The 17,770-nt window shown below is 67.3% G+C and carries 14 protein-coding genes; 7 read left to right on the top strand and 7 right to left on the bottom strand.

Annotated elements, in window-relative coordinates; genetic code table 11:
- The first annotated feature begins 6 nt into the window (after positions 1–6).
- From AC1IQ6_RS16455 to AC1IQ6_RS16435, 5 genes are read left to right on the top strand one after another with little or no spacing between them, the layout of a single operon-like run.
- Positions 7–951 carry an ABC transporter permease gene (locus AC1IQ6_RS16455; RefSeq protein ID WP_210405780.1) on the top strand — a complete coding sequence of 315 codons (945 nt, stop codon included), beginning with the start codon at positions 7–9 and terminating at the stop codon, positions 949–951.
- Positions 944–1,837: an ABC transporter permease gene (locus tag AC1IQ6_RS16450; protein WP_102771427.1), complete on the top strand. Its 894-nt coding sequence runs from the start codon at positions 944–946 to the stop codon at positions 1,835–1,837. Before AC1IQ6_RS16455 ends, AC1IQ6_RS16450 begins: the two co-directional genes overlap by 8 nt.
- Complete coding sequence (locus AC1IQ6_RS16445) at positions 1,834–2,835, top strand: ABC transporter ATP-binding protein (protein WP_485864949.1); 1,002 nt, start codon at positions 1,834–1,836, stop codon at positions 2,833–2,835. The genes AC1IQ6_RS16450 and AC1IQ6_RS16445 overlap by 4 nt, the downstream gene beginning before the upstream one ends.
- Complete coding sequence (locus AC1IQ6_RS16440) at positions 2,832–3,821, top strand: ABC transporter ATP-binding protein (protein ID WP_102771425.1); 990 nt, start codon at positions 2,832–2,834, stop codon at positions 3,819–3,821. Before AC1IQ6_RS16445 ends, AC1IQ6_RS16440 begins: the two co-directional genes overlap by 4 nt.
- A 25-nt stretch (positions 3,822–3,846) precedes the next feature.
- On the top strand, positions 3,847–5,529 hold the full coding sequence (locus AC1IQ6_RS16435; RefSeq protein ID WP_102771424.1) for a N,N-dimethylformamidase beta subunit family domain-containing protein: 1,683 nt from the start codon (positions 3,847–3,849) through the stop codon (positions 5,527–5,529).
- Here AC1IQ6_RS16435 and AC1IQ6_RS16430 read toward each other — a convergent pair.
- From AC1IQ6_RS16430 to AC1IQ6_RS16410, 5 genes are all read right to left on the bottom strand, one after another.
- The gene (locus AC1IQ6_RS16430; RefSeq protein ID WP_485864948.1) at positions 5,526–5,702 is read right to left on the bottom strand and encodes a hypothetical protein; all 177 of its coding nucleotides are present in this window, start codon (positions 5,700–5,702) and stop codon (positions 5,526–5,528) included. The two genes, AC1IQ6_RS16435 and AC1IQ6_RS16430, sit on opposite strands and share 4 nt — an antisense overlap.
- 299 nt (positions 5,703–6,001) lie before the next feature.
- Positions 6,002–6,958: a DUF2332 domain-containing protein gene (locus tag AC1IQ6_RS16425; RefSeq protein ID WP_485864947.1), complete on the bottom strand. Its 957-nt coding sequence runs from the start codon at positions 6,956–6,958 to the stop codon at positions 6,002–6,004.
- A 217-nt stretch (positions 6,959–7,175) separates the two neighbouring features.
- Complete coding sequence (locus tag AC1IQ6_RS16420) at positions 7,176–7,823, bottom strand: GIY-YIG nuclease family protein (RefSeq protein ID WP_485864946.1); 648 nt, start codon at positions 7,821–7,823, stop codon at positions 7,176–7,178.
- Positions 7,824–7,951: 128 nt separating this feature from the next.
- Positions 7,952–9,067 (bottom strand): NADH:flavin oxidoreductase, encoded by a 1,116-nt coding sequence (locus tag AC1IQ6_RS16415; protein ID WP_485864945.1) that lies wholly within the window; start codon positions 9,065–9,067, stop codon positions 7,952–7,954.
- Position 9,068: 1 nt separating this feature from the next.
- Complete coding sequence (locus AC1IQ6_RS16410; protein ID WP_485864944.1) at positions 9,069–9,464, bottom strand: RidA family protein; 396 nt, start codon at positions 9,462–9,464, stop codon at positions 9,069–9,071.
- 144 nt (positions 9,465–9,608) lie between these two features.
- Here AC1IQ6_RS16410 and AC1IQ6_RS16405 point away from each other — a divergent pair, with 144 nt between their 5' ends.
- Positions 9,609–10,505: a LysR substrate-binding domain-containing protein gene (locus AC1IQ6_RS16405; RefSeq protein ID WP_485864943.1), complete on the top strand. Its 897-nt coding sequence runs from the start codon at positions 9,609–9,611 to the stop codon at positions 10,503–10,505.
- Here the strand turns inward: AC1IQ6_RS16405 and AC1IQ6_RS16400 are convergent.
- Positions 10,495–11,412: a LysR family transcriptional regulator gene (locus AC1IQ6_RS16400; protein ID WP_111825361.1), complete on the bottom strand. Its 918-nt coding sequence runs from the start codon at positions 11,410–11,412 to the stop codon at positions 10,495–10,497. The two genes, AC1IQ6_RS16405 and AC1IQ6_RS16400, sit on opposite strands and share 11 nt — an antisense overlap.
- Before the next feature lie 154 nt (positions 11,413–11,566).
- Between AC1IQ6_RS16400 and AC1IQ6_RS16395 the strand changes: the two genes are divergently transcribed.
- The gene (locus tag AC1IQ6_RS16395; RefSeq protein WP_485864942.1) at positions 11,567–14,149 is read left to right on the top strand and encodes a penicillin G acylase; all 2,583 of its coding nucleotides are present in this window, start codon (positions 11,567–11,569) and stop codon (positions 14,147–14,149) included.
- On the opposite strand, the gene cydC is transcribed toward AC1IQ6_RS16395, so the two are convergent.
- Positions 14,121–17,729 (bottom strand): thiol reductant ABC exporter subunit CydC, encoded by a 3,609-nt coding sequence (gene cydC, locus AC1IQ6_RS16390; RefSeq protein WP_485864941.1) that lies wholly within the window; start codon positions 17,727–17,729, stop codon positions 14,121–14,123. The two genes, AC1IQ6_RS16395 and cydC, sit on opposite strands and share 29 nt — an antisense overlap.
- Between the last annotated feature and the right edge of the window lie 41 nt (positions 17,730–17,770).

Below are 17,770 nucleotides of genomic sequence, written 5' to 3'. Positions count from 1 at the left end.
GCGACCATGTTCCATACCGTTTCCACTCGTATCGCGCAGGCGGTTCCGGTCATGCTGATCGTGGCCGTCCTGACCTTCTTCCTGATGCACCTGCTGCCCGGGGACCCGGCCGTCATCATCGCCGGCGACCAGGCCGGCCCGGAAGCCATCGAGGCCATGCGCCGCACGCTGGGGCTGGACAGGCCCTTGCTTGAGCAGCTCTGGTTGTGGCTGACGCATCTGGCCCAGGGCAATTTCGGCGAGTCCCTGGTGCTCAACCAGCCCGTGCTGTCCGCCGTCGCCGAGCGCATGCCCGTCACCTTGTCGCTGGCGGCCGTGGCATTCGCCATTACCTTACCGGTGGGCATTGCGTTGGGCATCACCGCGGCCTATTGGCGCGATTCCTGGCTGGATTCGGCCGTCATGGGCTTTGCCTTGCTGGGCGTGTCGGTGCCCAACTTCTGGATTGCGACGCTCTCGGTCATTCTGTTCAGCGTCAATCTGGGGTGGTTGCCCTCCGCCGGCTATGTGCCCATGGAAGACGGCTTCTTCGAATGGCTGGGCGCGCTGATCCAGCCGGCCGCCGTGCTGGCGCTGTTCCAGATCGGCTTTCTGGCGCGTATGACGCGCTCCGAGATGCTGGAAATCCTGGACCAGGACTACGTGCGCACGGCCCGCGCCAAAGGCGTGTCGGAGTTCTTCACCGTCTCCAAGCACGCATTCCGCAATACGCTGGTCCAGGTGTTGACGGTGGGCGGGTACATCGTCAGCCTGCTGATCGGCGGCTCGGTGGTCGTGGAGCAGGTGTTCGCGCTGCCGGGCATCGGCCGGCTGCTGGTGCAGGCCATCATGGCCCGCGACTATCCGACCGTGCAGGGCACCATGCTGCTGCTGGGCTTCGCCTTCGTGTTGATCAACGTGTTGATCGATGTGCTCTATACCTTCATCGACCCGCGGGTGCGCTATGACTGATATTGCGATCAACAGCCAGGCGCAGGCGGCGCCCGCCGTATCCAGCGCCCGGCGCCGTGTCTTCAAACGCCTGTGGCGGCACCGCTCGTTCAGGATCGGCGCCGCCATCCTGCTGGTCATCATCGCCGGTGCGGTGTTCGCTCCGTTCATTACGTCGGGCGATCCGATGGCGATGCGCATTTCCGACCGCTTCCATCCGCCCTCGTGGCAACATCCGTTCGGCGCGGATATGTACGGCCGGGACGTCTTCACTCGCGTACTGTATGGAGCCCGCCTGTCTCTGTGGATCGGCCTGGCGGTGTCGGTGCTGGCAGCTATCGGCGGATCGCTGGTGGGGATGATCGCCGGTTATTTCAGCTGGCTGGATTCGTTCTTGATGCGCATCATGGACGCGCTGCTGGCGTTCCCGGCGATTCTGCTGGCCATCGGCATCAATGCGGTGCTCGGCCCGCAGATCCACAGCGTGATCATTGCACTGGCTTTCGCCTATGTGCCTCGCATCGCGCGCATTGTGCGGGCCACGGTGCTGGTGATCCGCCGGCTGGACTATGTGGACGCGGCCCGCATCAGCGGCGCCAGCGCGTGGCGCATCATCGGCCGCCACATATTCCCGAATACGCTGGCGCCGTTGCTGGTCTCGCTGACCTTCATTTTCGCCTACGCCATCCTGGCCGAGGCCACGCTCAGCTTCCTGGGCATCGGCCCTCCGCCGCCGATGCCGAGCTGGGGCAACGTTATTTCCGAGGGGCGGGATTACGCCGTCGAAGCCTGGTGGATCATGCTGTTTCCTGGGCTGGCCATCAGCCTGTCGGCATTGGCCATCAACCTGCTGGGCGACGGGCTGCGCGACGTTCTCGATCCCCGGCTGAAAGTGGAGGGCGCATGATGAACCAGCCCTTGTTGGAGGTGGATGACCTCAGCGTGGACTTTCGCACGGACGCCGGCTGGACGCGCGCGGTCAGCAATGTCAGCTTTTCGCTGGACGCGAACCGTTCATTGGGCATCGTCGGCGAGTCGGGCAGCGGCAAGAGCGTCTGCGCGCTGTCCATCCTGCGGCTGCACCATAAGCGCACCTCGCGCATGCCCGGATCGGCGATACGCTTCGAGGGCAAGGACCTGCTTGCCATGCCCGAAGGCGGCCTGCGCCAGGTGCGCGGCGGCGACATCGCGATGATCTTCCAGGATCCCATGACGTCGCTCAACCCGGTGCTGACCATCGCGGACCAGATTGGTGAAACGCTGCGCATACACCAGGGCCTGGACAAGGCCGCCGCACGGCGCCGTGCGGTCGAGCTGCTGGACATGGTGCGCATTCCCGACGCCCGGCGCCGCGTGGACGAGTATCCGCACCGCCTGTCCGGCGGCATGCGGCAGCGGGTCATGATCGCGATGGCGATCGCTTGCCGTCCCAAACTGCTGATTGCGGACGAGCCCACGACGGCGCTGGACGTCACCATCCAGGCCCAGATCATGCAGCTGCTGCGCGAGCTGCAGGCCGAGATCGGCATGTCCGTCATTCTGATTTCCCACGACCTTGGTCTGGTTGCCGAGTTCGTCGAGCGCGTCATCGTGATGTACGCCGGCCACATCGTCGAGGAAGCCGGCGCCGCGCAGATGTTCGAAAAACCCCTGCATCCCTATACCGAAGGTTTGCTGCGCGCCATTCCGGACCTGGACGCCGATCATGAGCGTCTGCTGGCCATTCCCGGCAGCATTCCGGCCTCGGGGAATTGGCCGCAGGGCTGCCGCTTCGGGCCGCGCTGCGGCCGTGCGGAGCCTGCCTGTCTGGCTGCGCCGGTGCCTATCCAGGCCTTGCCGTCGGGACGCATCCTGCGCTGCCCGCCCCGCGCGGCTGAGCAGCTAAAGGAGGAGATCGCCGCATGAGCCAGAATCCTATCGTGCAGGTCAGCGGCTTGAGCCGCGATTTCAAACTGGGCCGGAGCGCCGGCAAGAACGCCGTCCTGCGGGCGGTCGACCAGGTGAGCTTCGACATTCATCACGGCGAGACCATCGGCCTCGTGGGGGAGTCCGGGTCCGGCAAATCCACGATCGGCCGGATGATGATCGGACTGCTGGAACCCTCGGAGGGCGATATCCGCCTGTTCGGAAAATCCATCGCCGGGCCGCAGGGGCGGGCCAATCTGGCCGCGGTGCGGCAACGCATCCAGTTTGTGTTCCAGGACCCGTATTCCTCGTTGAATCCGCGCATGCGGGTGGGCGATGCGGTCGCCGAGCCGCTGGATATCGCGCGCAAATCCACGCGCAAGGAGCGCCAGGAGAGGGTGGCCGAATTGTTCGACATGGTGGGGCTTCCCGCTGCCTTCGCGGGACGCTTCCCGCACGAATTCTCCGGCGGGCAGCGCCAGCGCATCGTGATCGCCCGGGCGCTCGCGCTCAATCCGGATTTCGTGGTGTGCGACGAGGCGGTGGCGTCCCTGGACGTTTCCATGCAGGCCCAGATCGTCAACCTGTTGATGGACCTGCAGCAACGGCTGGGCCTGAGCTACCTGTTCATCGCCCATGACCTGGCCGTCGTCAAAGCCATTTCCCATCGCGTGGCGGTGCTGTACGCCGGGGAGATCGTGGAGATCGGCAACAAGCGTTCGCTTTACGCCGCGCCGCGCCATCCCTACACGCAGGCCCTGCTCAAGGCCGTGCCGCGTCCGGTGGCGGGCCGCGTGCGTCCGCCGCCGATCAAGGGAGAGTTGCTCAGCGTGCTGAACCGGCCTGCCGGATGCAGCCTGAGCCCGCGCTGTCCGCATGCGGCCGCGCGTTGCCGGGAAGAAAAGCCCCTGCTGCGCGAAGTCGAACCCGGCTGGCTCGTGGCCTGCCACTTCCATGAAACCCTGGCCGCCCAACCCGCGTCCTGACCGCAACGATCGAGGAATGTCCGTCATGTCCGACCCGCAGCAGCCCGCCCGTCCCGAGTTCGGCCCTTTGAACCAGCGCGCGCGCCCCACGGGCGTCATGCATCCCGACCGGGCGCTGCACCTGTCGCACTGGTACGAGGCGCCCAGCGAGGACCCGTCGCTGCCGGAGGTCTATGTCTACACCGACGCCATGTCCTACGAGGCCGGCCAGGAGGTCGCCTTCCATGCCTCCAGCACCGCGCAGCGCTGGACGCTAGAGGTCTGGCTGGACGGCGCGGCGCCGCAATGCGTGCACAGCCAGCAGGGCATCGCCGGCGAGTTCGCGGCCATGCCCGACCAGGCTTACCGCAACGGCTGCGGCTGGCCCGAGGCGCATCGCTGGCGCCTGCCGCCAGACGCCGCCAGCGGCTTCTACAGGGTGGCCGCGCATTGCGAGCGGTCGGATGGTTCGCGCTTTCTGCAGCACCATTTCTTTGTCGTGCGTCCAAAATCGGGGCAAGGCGCGCGTCCGGGCAAGTTCCTGTTCCTTCTGTCGACGTCCACCTGGATGGCCTATAACGATTGGGGCGGCGCCAACGCCTATGACGGCATCGACGGGCCGCAGCGGAATCAGTTCTCGCCCGTGCTCAGCAACCAGCGCCCCTGGACGCGCGGGCTGGTATGGCTTCCGCCGGGTGCGCCGCGCCTGTGCGATCCGGTGCCCCGCGAGCCCTGGGAGGCGCCGCGCTATCCCACCAAGGAGTGGGCCTACACCAACGGCTTCGCGCAGTATTACGCATCCTCGGGCTGGGCGCACTTCGAACGGCATTTCGCGGTGTGGGCGCAGCGCGAAGGCTATGCCTTCGACATGGCAACGCAGACCGATCTGCACTACCGCCCCGAGATCCTGCAGGACTACAGCACGGTGGTCATTGCGGGCCACGACGAGTACTGGACCCGCGGCATGCGCGAGTCCATCGACCGCTTCGTGGAGCAGGGCGGCAGCGTGGCGCGATTCGCCGGCAACTTCATGTGGCAGATCCGCCTGGAGGACGAAGGGCGGACGCAAGTCTGCTACAAGGCCCGAGCCAAGACCGAAGACCCGGTAGCCGGCGGCCCGGAGCACGCGACCCTGACGGGCGCCTGGGAAGAGCAGGCCGTGAACTGGCCTGGCGCCACCACTTTCGGCGTCAACGGCATGCGTGGCGTGTACTCGTCCTGGGGCGGTTTCGCGCCGCGAGCCAGTCGGGGGTTCACGGTGTACCGGCCCCGTCATTGGGCGTTCGAGGGGCTGGACATGCACTATGGCGATGTCATGGGCGCGCAGGCCGGCATCTTCGCCTATGAGGTCGATGGCCTGGAATACACCTTCCGGCATGGCCTGCCATATCCGACCCACGAGGATGGCGCGCCGAAAAGCGCCGAAATACTGGCCATGTCGCCGGCGCTCTATGGCGAAGAAATGCACGACGGCGAGGGCTTCCGGTACTACCTGAAGGACGGCGGCCTCGCGCGCAAGGCCGAGGCCTTGAGCGGCGAGTCCACGCCAGAGGCGATCGCCCGCCATCAATACGGCTCAGGCATGATCGTCTCGATGACGCGCGGCCAGGGCGAGGTGTTCACCGCGGGCAGCTGCGAATGGGTCATGGGCCTGACGCGCAACTGCTATTACACCCAGGGCGTCACGCGCAACGTGCTGGACCGCTTTCTCGCCAAAGGGCGGGCTTAGTCCGTCTTCCAGCCCCACTTCATGAAAATGGCCCTGCCTTCCGGGGCCGTCAGGAAGCCGACGAACGGCTGGGCCTGCGGATTGGCCACGACGGCGCCAGCATCCCGGTAGATACGGTACGGTTCCTCACACAGAATGTGCGCGACCTGCCCGGCTCGAGTCTTGGATAGCATGTATATGGCTCCTGCTCCCTTGGTTGTCAAAATTCGCTGACATACCTTTTGGCCAACGCTGACATACGAGGACCGTGCGTCCGTTGCACACCGGCGCATACCGATTCAGAAGCGGCGGACGATATGAAAGACCGGCTCTACACGGCGCCTCAGCGCGACATGCAGTTTGACGCTCGCGCGCCTAGTGACCCGCCGCTAGCCGGGTGCCGTCTATGACGACAGGCTGCTCCCGACCCGAAGCAGTCTCCTGCGTCTATTCATGGCGAAGATTCCGACTGCGGTCAGCAAGGCGCGCTGAATCACAGCCATTGCAGCGCGGCACCATGCGGATCCGTCCAGGCCAGCGGATTGCCATCAACGCATAACAGAAACATGCCGGACGGTTGCGGCGCGGCTGCGGGCAGGAATTGTGGAAATACCAATGGGCTCTCGTTACTGATCCAGACACAACGCGACGCCAACATGTTGTGTGCAAATTCATTGCGCACTGCCTGATCCATCACGTAGTTCAGGACAGCGGAGTGATACACAACCACGGTTGCGTCCGGCGGGGTCTGATCGATCAAGGTAGCAAGATCGCGCAGCAAATCGCCCCGCACGATTTGAGGCGGCTCGCGTTTGCAGATCCGCAGCGCCGACTGAAGGCGTGCGAGTCGGGGGCCATCCTCCGGCCACACCAAGTCCTCTAGCCACTTCCTATCCTCGTCGCAGTGAACGTCGATTGGGTTCAGGTCTAGTCCAGCCCGCCACACAAATTCGGGATAGGTGCCGGGGAGCGGGCCTTTGCCGGTGATCTCACAGGGGAATACCGGATAGCCCCAATCGTCTCGAACGGGAGCCAGGCGTTGGGAACCCCAGTCGTAACCGTATTTGTCCATCAGCAGGCACAGCCCTGCAGATGCGCCAACTTCGATGAGCGCTATCTTGCGCCCGATCGAGGCTAGAGCAGGCAGTAATACCGCACAGCGCCCTGGTTCGTTAGTCTGCGTGGAACGAGCCAGCATAAGAGCCCGGACGGCAGCGGCATGTTGTGCCAGGCCTGCATCGAATTCCACAGTCGATTTGGGCGTGCCTACGGTATGCCGGAACGCTGCAAACAGCAGATTGGGTTGCTGTTTTTCTACAGGTAGCCCCTGTAAAAAAGCCAGTGTGTCCACGGATGTCGCGACATGCAATGCCCATTGCTCATACAACGGCGAGCGGCCCGCCGCCTCAACCTTTGCAAACCTCAAATAGCGCTCAGCAATTCGATCCATGCCATCTTCCATGTGCAGATGAGTCCCGGCGGATTAGCATCGCTCGCGGGAGTCAGTCACGCCACTAAGCAGCCGCCAGCTGTTGGAGATTGAGGTTGCATTATGACCGCTACTGGCCGAAAGCCGTCCTCAATGTCAAGAAATCAAGCCAAAATTCGAACTCCCGCACAAACGGCCTGAGTGAGCTTTCCAGAACACACCGACATCACTACTCCGATCAATTCCTGTTAAAGCCAGTTTCCCGAGTCATCAACACAGACTTCCAGTGCTCTTCACGAGCCAGAATCTCGTCTTTCGTTGAATGGATATCCGTTATCTCAAGCAGCGAGAACCGCAAATCCGCCTGACGATCCGCAGAAGAAAGCCCGAATTCTTCCTTCAAGGCCACATTGCCCCCGTGTCCATTCTGCGCGTAGGCGCACCAGCGTCCCCAGATGCCCTCGGTACCGTCCGCCTTGCCTACATAGAGCTGATGCGTTTTCCTGTCGGAAATCAGGTAGATGCCTTTCACATTGGACAGGGCAGTACGCCAGGTCGGTATGTTGTCTCTTACGATGATGTCGAGCTGAGCCTTGGGCACGTCCACCCGCTTGTAGCCGGGGAAATCCGCAATGCTGAGCCGGCGGGGCAGGAGCTGGCTTACCACCAGTTCGGCCTCCAGCGTTTCCCCATACACATAGGAATTGCGTTTTGTGTAGGGGCTGGAAGCATATAGCCTGCCGACCAGGTCTTCACACGCGTTGATTCGCTCCATTTCATAAATGAAGTGCGCAGGCGGCGTTGCTACTGCCTGGCAGTCTTTCACGCGATACAGTCCGACGAACAGCCACGAAGTTGTCGTCCCGGCTTGGACGAAAGACAACACGAATTCTCGTTGAAAGTTTCGGCTGCGTTGCCAGTGATGGCGCCTCGAAGGAGAAGCTCAACAGAATCATCGACACCGCGATGCTGGCCTGGCCGCCCGTCTGAGGTCGGGCGGCGAACCGCAGGACCTCATCCACCGCGCCCCTCGCGATGCCGCGCCGCATTGGCAAGATCAGCGATCGGCGCCAACAGCTCCCGATCGAAGCGCTCCAGCGGCTGGCCGGCGCGCAGCCTCGCGGGCCAGTCGGCGTGCGTGAGCGCGCCGCGCCCCAGCGAAACGAAGTCCGCCTCGTCGCGCGCCATCATGCCGGCCGCCGCCATCGGGTCGTGCAGCGAGCCGTTGGCCAGCACGGGGACTGGAACATGCCGCCGCGCCAGCGCCGCGAGACTTGCGCCCTGCGCGCCGAAGGCGGGGCGCCAGGCCTCGAATTCGGTGGTGTGCAGGTAGTCGATGGGCTGCGCGCCCAGTGTGCGGAAGATCTGCGCGGCGTCGGCCTCGGCGCCGGGCCATTTGTGGGTGAAGTCGTTGACCTTGCCCTGCGAGCTGCGCACGCCTACGGTGAAGCCCGGCTCCGTGGCCTGGCGCACCGCCTGGATGACTTCCACCGTCAGGCGCAGCCGGTTGTCCAGGCTGCCGCCGTAGCGGTCCGCGCGCCGGTTGGTGTAGTCGGTGAGGAACTGGTCCAGCAGATAGCCGTTGGCGCCATGGATCTCGACGCCGTCGAATCCGGCCTGCTGCGCCCTGCGCGCCGCCTGTGCGAAGCCTTCGACCGCGACCGCGATGTCTTGGTCCGTCATGGCTTCGGGCAGCCGGTACGGGCCTGCTCCGCGGTAGAACGTCATCTGCTGCCCGCGCGGCAACACGGCCGAGGGACCTTTGGTGGTGGCGCGATGGGGATTGCCCTGCGACAGCGCGCCCGCGTGCATGAGTTGGGCGACGATGCGGGCGCCGTGCGCATGGACGCGGTCCACGACGGGGCGCCAGGCATCGCGCTGGGCGTCGTCGGCCAGGCCGGGCTGGAACAGGTAGCCCTGCGCGTGGGCCTGGTCCGTATAGACGCCTTCGGTGATCACCAGACCGAAGCCGCCGGCGGCGTAGGCTTCGTAGTAGTCGACCATCTGCGGCGTGGCGCGGCCGTCGGCCGTGGCGCTGACGCGGGTCATGGGCGCGACGGCGAGGCGGTTGGCCAGGCGCAGGCCGTTGCCCAGCCGCAGCGGCATGTACAGGGCGGCGTGCGCGCCCATGTCAGCGGCCCTCCTGCGCACGCACGGCCGCGATGGCCTCGATCTCGATCATGGCGGCCGGGTCGTACAGCGCCTTGATCTCGGCGATGGTGTCGGCCGGGTAGGGGGCCGAGAAATGACGGCGGCGCAGCGCCACCACGTCCTTGAAGTGCCCCATGTCGGTGACGAAGATGGTGACCTTGATGACGTCCTTCAGGCTGGAGCCGCCGGCTTCCAGCGCGCGGCTCAGGTTGCGGAAGGCCTGTTCGCCCTGCGCCAGGAAACCGCCGTCGACGATCTTGCCGTCGTCGCCGGCGCCGGCCTGGCCGGAGATGAACAGCAGGTCGCCGAAGCGGATGCCCTGCGACAGCAGGAAGGGTTCGTAGTTGTCGGGCTGGGTGACGATGCGTTGTAGCATGATGAGTATTCCTTATTCATGGTCGATCGGGGAATCGGCCCGGGGGTGGCCGACTCATGCCGTTAATTTAGGGATGCGAGGCATCGGTGACAAAGGTTCATTTGTCAGCTATAAGGTGAGTAAAACTCATCTGTAGGGCAGATCATGCAACGCCGATCCCTTCCGCTGTCCGGGCTGCGCGTATTCGAGGCCGCCGCGCGCCTGGGCAGTTTCAAGGCCGCCGCCCAGGAGTTGGCGGTGACGCCAACCGCGGTCAGCCACCAGATCCGCGCGCTGGAGGCGCAGACCGGGCTGGCGCTGTTCGAGCGCCACGTGCGCAGGGTGTCTTTGACCGAGGCGGGCGTGCAGCTTTATCCGGTGCTGCGCGACGGGTTCGATGCCTTCGAGGCGACGCTGGCGCGCCTGACGCATGCGCGCACGCGCATGCAGGTGACCATCTCGGCGACCAATGCCTTCACCGTGAAGTGGCTGGTGCCGCGCATGGCCGATTTCCGCAGCCGGCATCCGGGCATCGACCTGCAGTTGCAGGCCAGCGACGAGGTGGTGGACCTGAGATCCGCGGCGGTGGACATTGCGATCCGCTACGGCCGCGGGCCGTATCCGGGCCTGGTTGCCCGGCCGCTGTTCACCGACCGCTTCGCGCCCGTGGCCAATCCGCGGCTGGGCGTGGAATCAGCGGACGATCTGGCGCGCGTGCCCTTGATCCGTTTCGACTGGAAGCGGCCGCAGGCCGAGAACCCGACCTGGGAGCGCTGGTTCAGGATCGCGCGGCGGCGCGAGCCGCGGCAGGCAAGCGAGCTGCGGTTCTCCGATGAAGGCCATGCCATACAGGCCGCCGTCGCCGGGCATGGGGTGGCGCTGGTCAGCCTGGCGCTGATCGCCGAGGAGCTGGAGGCGGGCCACCTGGTGCAGCCGTTCGGGCCGGTGATCTCGGGGCACACCTATCATCTGGCCATGCCCGCGGACCGGCCGCCGTCGCCGCCGGTGCGCGCCGTTGCGGACTGGCTGGAAACGCAGGCGGGGCTGGAAGCTACGCCCTGAACGACGCAAACCCGTCCCAGCACTGGCGCGTGAATTCGTACAAGGCGTCTTGCGCCGTCAAGGGCGTGCGTCCTTTCAGCCGCGCCAGCGCATAGTGGCCCTGGCGCTGCGGGTCCGGCGGAATCGGCACTTCGACCAGCTGCCCCGCTTCCTGCTGCCGGCGGGTGACGCAGATCACCCCCAGCAGCAGGGTGTCGGAATGCAGCGTCAGCTCGACCAGCGCGTCCAGGTTTTCGCAGCGGTGGGTGACCATTTGCTCGGGCGCGCCGCCCGGTCCCAGCGTTTCGGCCAGGCGCAGCGAGACTTCGGGGCTGAGCGTGCTGGAGGCCACGGGATAGCGGCGGACCTGTTCGATGCCCGGGCGCCGGTGGGCCAGGATGGGATGGCCCTTGCGGCAGACCAGCCCGGCGCGCAGCGGCGGCAGGGCGCGGGTTTCGAGGTCGGCCGCGTCATACAGCATGCGGGCGTCGCACACCATGGCGTCGACGCGCTCGGCGCGCAGCATGTCCAGCAAGGCGGCGGTGGCGCCCAGTTCCACGCCGACGCGCACCTGCGGATGGCGCTCGGCCATGTGGGTCAGAAAGGGCGAGAGCAGCAGCGAGGCGGGCGCGGGGCTCAGGCCGATGGATAGCGTGCCCGATTCGCCGCTGTGCAGGGTCTTGAGTTCGCGCTGCAGTTCGGCTTCCTCGAAGCGCATGCGGCGCGCGCGTTCGGCCACGCAGGCGCCGTAGGGCGTCAGGCGCACGCGGCGCGTGCCGCGGTCCAGCAGCGGCAGGCCCAGCTCGGCTTCCAGCGCCTGGATGCTGCGGCTGAGCGCGGGCTGCGACAGGTTAACCGCGTCCGCCGCCCGCGAATAAGTGCCGTGCTCCACGACCGCGAGCAGGTGTTTGAGTTTCTGGAAGTCCATGATCCAAGCGCATCAATACTATGAAATAAATGCATTGGAATTATAAATTGGCAGTTCGTATGATGGTCCGCTGACGGCGCCCGGCAGAGGCGCCGCGATCCGCGCGCGGGACTCGCACCGTGGCGCGGCCAGTCAAATACGGAGACAGAAACTGATGAAGCAGCACTTGTTGTCGGCCGCCATCCTGGCGGCCTGCGCGGCCGTGGGCGCCCAGGCCCAGGCCCAGGACGTCCAGCAGCATTCCCGCCAGCATGCCGAGGCGCCGGCGCGTCCGGCCGGCGTCGCCGGCGGCCAGGTCACGATACGGCGCGACGGCTATGGCATGCCGCATGTGTACGCCAATACCGTGTACGGGATTTTCTATGGCTACGGCTATGCCGTGGCGCAGGACCGGCTGTTCCAGATGGAGATGGCCCGGCGCAGCACGCAGGGCCGGGTGGCCGAGGTGCTGGGGGCGTCCATGGTGGCTTTCGACAAGTCCATCCGCGGCAATTTCTCGCCCGAGCGCATCCAGCGCCAGCTGGCCGCGCTGCCGGCCTCGGAACGGCAGATCCTGGACGGCTATGCGGCCGGCATGAACGCGTGGATCGCGAAGGTGCGCGCCGAGCCGGGCAGCCTGATGCCCAAGGAGTTCAACGACCTGGGCTTCCAGCCCGGCGACTGGACCGCGTACGACGTGGCGATGGTGTTCGTGGGTACCATGGCCAACCGCTTTTCCGACGCCAATAGCGAGATCGACAACTTGGCGCTGCTGACCGCGTTGAAGGATAAGCACGGAGACGAGCGCGCCATGCAGATCTTCAACCAGCTGCGCTGGATGAACGACAGCCGTGCGCCCACCACGGTGCCCGAGGAAGACGGCGTGTACCAACCCGACGCCGCCCGGCCGGCGGCCAGGCTGTCCTATGCCTTGCCGCGCTATGACGGCACGCCGCCCATGCTGGAGCGCGTGGCGCGCGATCCGCAGACGCGCGGCGTGGTGGACGAGCCGCCCGCGGCCGCGCGCGCGCAGCTGCTGGCGCAGTTCGCCGAGACGGGCCAGCCGGGCATCGCCGGTTTCCCGACCACCAGCAATATGTGGATCGTGGGACGCGAACACGCCAAGGACGCCCGCTCCATTCTGTTGAACGGGCCGCAGTTCGGCTGGTGGAACCCGGCCTACACGTATGGCATCGGCCTGCACGGCGCGGGCTTCGACGTGGTGGGCAATACGCCGTTCGCCTATCCCAGCATTCTGTTCGGCCACAACGCGCACGTGACCTGGGGTTCGACCGCGGGCTTCGGCGACGACGTGGACATCTACGCCGAAAAGCTCGATCCCGGCGACCGCACGCGCTATTTCCACGACGGCGCCTGGAAGACCATGGAAAAGCGCAGCGAGCTCATCCAGGTCAAGGACGGCCAGCCGGTGCTGATGGATGTGTACCGGACGGTGCACGGCATCGTCACCAAGTTCGACGAGAAGAACAACGTGGCCTACGCCAAGGCGCGCGCCTGGGAAGGCTTCGAACTGCAGTCGCTGATGGCCTGGACCCACAAGACCCAGGCGCGCAACTGGGAGCAATGGAAAGCGCAGGCCGCGCGCCACGCCCTGACCATCAACTGGTATTACGCGGACGACCGCGGCAATATCGGCTACGCGCACACGGGCTTCTATCCCAAGCGCCGCGCCGGCCACGATCCGCGCCTGCCGGTGCCCGGCACCGGCGAGATGGACTGGGACGGCATGCTGCCGTTCTCGACCAATCCGCAGGTCTACAACCCGCGCCAGGGCTTTATCGCCAACTGGAACAACCAGCCCATGCGCGGCTACCCGTCCACGGACCTGTTCGCCATTGTGTGGGGCCAGGCCGACCGCTACGCCGAGATCGAGACCCGCCTGCGGGCCATGACGGCCAACGGCGGCAAGGTCAGCGCGCAGCAGATGTGGGACCTGATCCGCACCACCAGCTACGCCGACGTCAATCGCCGCCATTTCCTGCCGTTCCTGCAGCAGGCGGTGCAGGGGCTGCCGGCCGACGACGCCCGGGCGCGGATGGTCGCGGCGCTGGCGTCGTGGGACGGCATGGCGACCAGCGACAGGCAGCCCGGCTATTACGACAATGCCGGGCCGGCCGTGATGGACGCGTGGCTGCGCGCCATGCTCAAGCGTACGCTGGCCGACGAGATGCCGGCCGACTTCTTCAAGTGGTACAGCGCCACCGGCTATCCCACGCCGGCCGCGCCCGCCACCGGTTCGCTCAACCTGACGGTGGGCTCCAAGGTGCTGTACAACGCGCTGGCCGGGCGCGCGTCCGGGGTGCCGCAGCGCTACGACTTCTTCAACGGCCAGCCGCCGCAGGCGGTGACGCTGGCCGCGCTGGACGACGCGCTCGCCGCCCTGCGCAAGACCTATGGCGACGACCCGGCCGGCTGGCGGATTCCGGCGCCGCCCATGGTGTTCGCGCCCAAGAACTTCCTGGGCGTGCCGCAGGCCGACGAGAAGGCGGTGCTGAGCCATTCCGCCACCCACAACCGTGGAACCGAGAACAACATGACGGTGTTCGACGCCCGCGGCGTGCGGGCGGTGGACGTGGTGGCGCCGGGGCAGAGCGGTTTCGTGGCCCCGGACGGCACGGCCTCGCCCCACACCCGCGACCAGTTCGACCTGTACGCCAGCTTCGGCAGCAAGCGGGTCTGGTTCACCGAGGCCGAAGTCCGCGCCAACGCTAAGTCGGCAGAGACGTTGCGCTACTGACCGCGTAGCCGCCCTGGTGGCTGGCCAGGCGCGCATAGACCCCTTGCCGCCTGAGCAGCTGGTCGTGCGTGCCGGCCTCGGCCAGCGTGCCGCGGTCCAGCACCAGGATCAGGTCGGCGTCGCGGATCGTCGACAGGCGGTGCGCGATGACCAGCGTGGTCCGGTGGCGCATCAGCACGTCCAGCGCGCCGCGCACCTGCATTTCCGACAGCGTGTCCAGGTGCGAGGTGGCCTCGTCCAGGATCAGCACGGGGGCGTTCTTCAGGAAGGCCCGGGCGATGGAGATGCGCTGGCGCTGGCCGCCCGACAGCTGCATGCCGCGCTCGCCCACGCGCGTGGCGATCCCGTCGGGCAGGCTGCGCACGAAGTCGGCCAGGGCCGCCTGTTCCAGCGCGCGCGCCAGTTCCCCGGGGCTGGCCTCGGGCCGGGCCAGGCGGATATTGCCTTCCAGCGTGTCGTTGAACAGATAGGTGTCCTGGGTCACCAGCGCCACCTGTTCGCGCAGGGCGTCGAGCCGCAGCCGGCGCACGTCCACCCCGTCCAGCTTGACCGCGCCCGTGCGCGGGTCCCAGAAGCGCAGCAGCAGGCTGGCCACGGTGCTCTTGCCCGCGCCCGACGCGCCCACCACGGCCACCGTGGACCCGGCCGGAACCGTGAAGCTCAGGTCGCGCAAGGTGTCCTCGCGCTTGCCCGGGTAGGCGAAGCTGACGTGCTCGAACGCCAGCGACAGGCCGTGGGCCGCCGCCGGCGCGGGCAGCGGGCCGTCGGTGACCGGTTCGGGTTCGTTGGCCACCACGTGCAGGCGGCGGGTGGCGGCGATGGTGTCGGCCAGCTGCCGGCTGACCTGCGAGATTTCCGAGACCGGCAGGAAAGTGGCCAGCGCGATCAGCACCAGCAGCGGCAGCATGCCGGCCGACAGCGCGCCGGCGGCCACCTGCAGCGCGCCCACGACGGCCACGGCCAGGCCGCCCAGCCCCATCGCGACCTCGAACCAGGCGGTCTGGCGCGACAGGTCGTCCAGGATCTCCAGGCGGCGGATGCGGTAGCGGTCGGCCACCTGCAGGAACTGCGCGCGGCGGCGTTCCGTGGCCTGGAACGCGGTCAGGTCGGCAAGGCCCTGGATGGTGTCGGTGGCGTGCGCGCTCATTTCTCCCAAGGCATGGCGCGCCTTGTCGCCCAGCGCGTCGACCTTGCGCCGTCCGCGCACCGGCGACACCAGCGCATAGGCCAGGAAGGGCAGCAGCGCCAGCGCCACCGGCCAGCTGTAGACCGCCAGGAATCCCAGCACCGACAGCGGCACCAGCACCGACACGATGGCCGGCGCGATGGTGTGGGCATAGAAGTACTCCACCATCTCCACGTCCTGCGTCGCCAGCGCGACCAGGTCGCCGGAGCGGCGCTGCAGCAGATAGGCGGGCGCCAGCCGTTCCAGCTTGTCGTAAAGCTTGACCCGCATGTCGGCCAGCAGCTGATAGGCCATGGCATGCGCCAGCCACGACTCCAGCCAGTGGAACAGCGCGGCCAGCGGCGCGACGACCAGCAGCGCGACGATCAGCCCCGACACCTCGCGGCCGTCGCGGATGGCGGCGACGATCAGCGCGCTCAGCACGCCCACGCCGATGAAGGCGGCCACCCGCGCCACGCCCAGCAGGATGGTGGCGATCAGCGTGCCGCGCCAGGGCTGCACCACCGACAGCAGCGTGCCCAGCGTGTCGCGCCAGCCCACGCGTGCGGCGTCCGCGTCCAGCGTGCGCATCGCCGGGCTTGTCGTGTCCGGCTCCTTGCCGGAGGTTTCGCCGGGCGCGCCGCGTTCGGCGGCGGGCAGAGGGGACGCCGCGGCCGGCTGCCGGTGCGCCTCGGCCTGCTCGCGCATCAGCCGGTAATACAGCCCGCCTTGGGCCATCAGCGCGGCATGGGCGCCGGCCTCGACCACGCGGCCCCGGTCCAGCACCAGGCAGCGGTCCGCGCCGATGACGCTGGCCAGGCGGTGCGCCAGGATCAGCGTGGTGCGCCCGGCCATCAGCCGGTCGAGCGCCTGCTGGATGAGCGCCTCGTTCTCGGTGTCCACCGAGGACAGCGCTTCGTCCAGGATCAGGATGGGCGCGTCGCGCAGCAGCGCGCGCGCGATCGCCACGCGCTGGCGCTGGCCGCCCGACAATTGCAGGCCGCGTTCGCCGATGCGGGTGTCGTAGCCGTCGGGCAGCGCCATGATGAAATCGTCGATATTGGCCGCGCGGGCCGCGGCGCGCACCTGTTCCTGCGTGGCGTCCGAGCGCCCCAGCCGCAGGTTTTCGTCGATGCTGCCATGGAACAGCGTGATGTCCTGGCTGACCAGCGCGATATGCGACAGCAGCGCCTGGGTGTCCAGTTCGTTCACGTCGCGCCCGCCGACCCGGACGCGGCCGGCCTGCGGCACGCATTCGCGCAGCAGCAGGCGCACGATGGTGGACTTGCCCGCGCCGCTGGGTCCGACCACGCCGACCCGTTCGCCGGCCGCGATACGGAAGCTCAGGCCCTGGTGCGCGCGGCGCTCGGGCGTGTACGAGAACGCCACGTCCTCGAATTCGATGGTGGGTTCCAGCCGCGCCGGCGCGCCGCCGGCCTGGGGCAGGGCGGGCGCCGGCGTGAGCGGCCGCGCGTCCATCAGGGCGTGGATGCTGACCGCGGCCGATTGGCCCAGCATGCCCCGGTGCAGCACCGAGCGCAGGTCGCGCAGCGGCCGGAAAATCTCGGTGCCGGCCATCAGCACGATCAGCAGGGCTTCCACGCTCATGTCGCCGGCGGCCACGCGCCAGGCGCCCAGCGTCAGGGCCAGCGCCGCGCCCAGCGCCACGCCCAGGTCGCTGATGCCGCGCGTCAGCAGGCTCACCGACAGCACCCAGAAAGTATTGTCCGACAGGCTGCGGGCGCGGGCGGCCAGGCGCCGGCCCCAGGCCTTGCCCTGGCCATACGATTTCAGGGTGGGCAGGCCTTGCACCGCGTCCAGGAAGTCTTCCCCGAACTCGTTCAGGGCGTTGGTGCGCGCCAGGCTGGCGCGGCGGTCCAGCATGTGCACGGCCATCGGCCCGAACAGCGCGAACAGCGCCGCCACCAGGAACACCAGCGCGGTCGGCACGTCCCAGAAGGCGATCACCGCGAAAATGGCGAAGGGCGCCGCGGCCGCAATGGCCACCTGCGGCAGGTATTGGCCGAAGAAAGTCTGCAGCTGTTCCACGCCGTCGACCACGGTCAGCATCACGCCGCCGGTGCGCTGGTTGGCGAACCAGGCCGGACCCAGCGCCACGATGCGGTCGTACAGCCGGCCGCGCAGCGCCTGCTGCACCTCGGCCGAGCAGCGGTTGGCCTGCACCGTGCGCCAGTGGTCCAGGCCGGCGCGCAGCAGCACCATGGCGGCCGCGTACAGCGCCGGCTCGGCCCATTGCCGCCACGGCGCGGCCTCGAACACCCGGGCCAGCAGCTGGCCCAGGAACACATAGCGCGCGATGCCCGCGGCCAGGGCCAGCAGCCCCAGCAGAATGCCGCCCGCCATGCCGGCGCGCAGTCCTTCGGTCAGCCGCCACAATCGTGAATCGAAATACATAGCACTCTCCTTCCCTGAGCCTGCATGGTCCCCGATCGCCG

This window comes from Achromobacter sp. MUI-25009338 (assembly GCF_057359325.1).
This window is presented reverse-complemented; position numbering and strand designations above follow the sequence as displayed.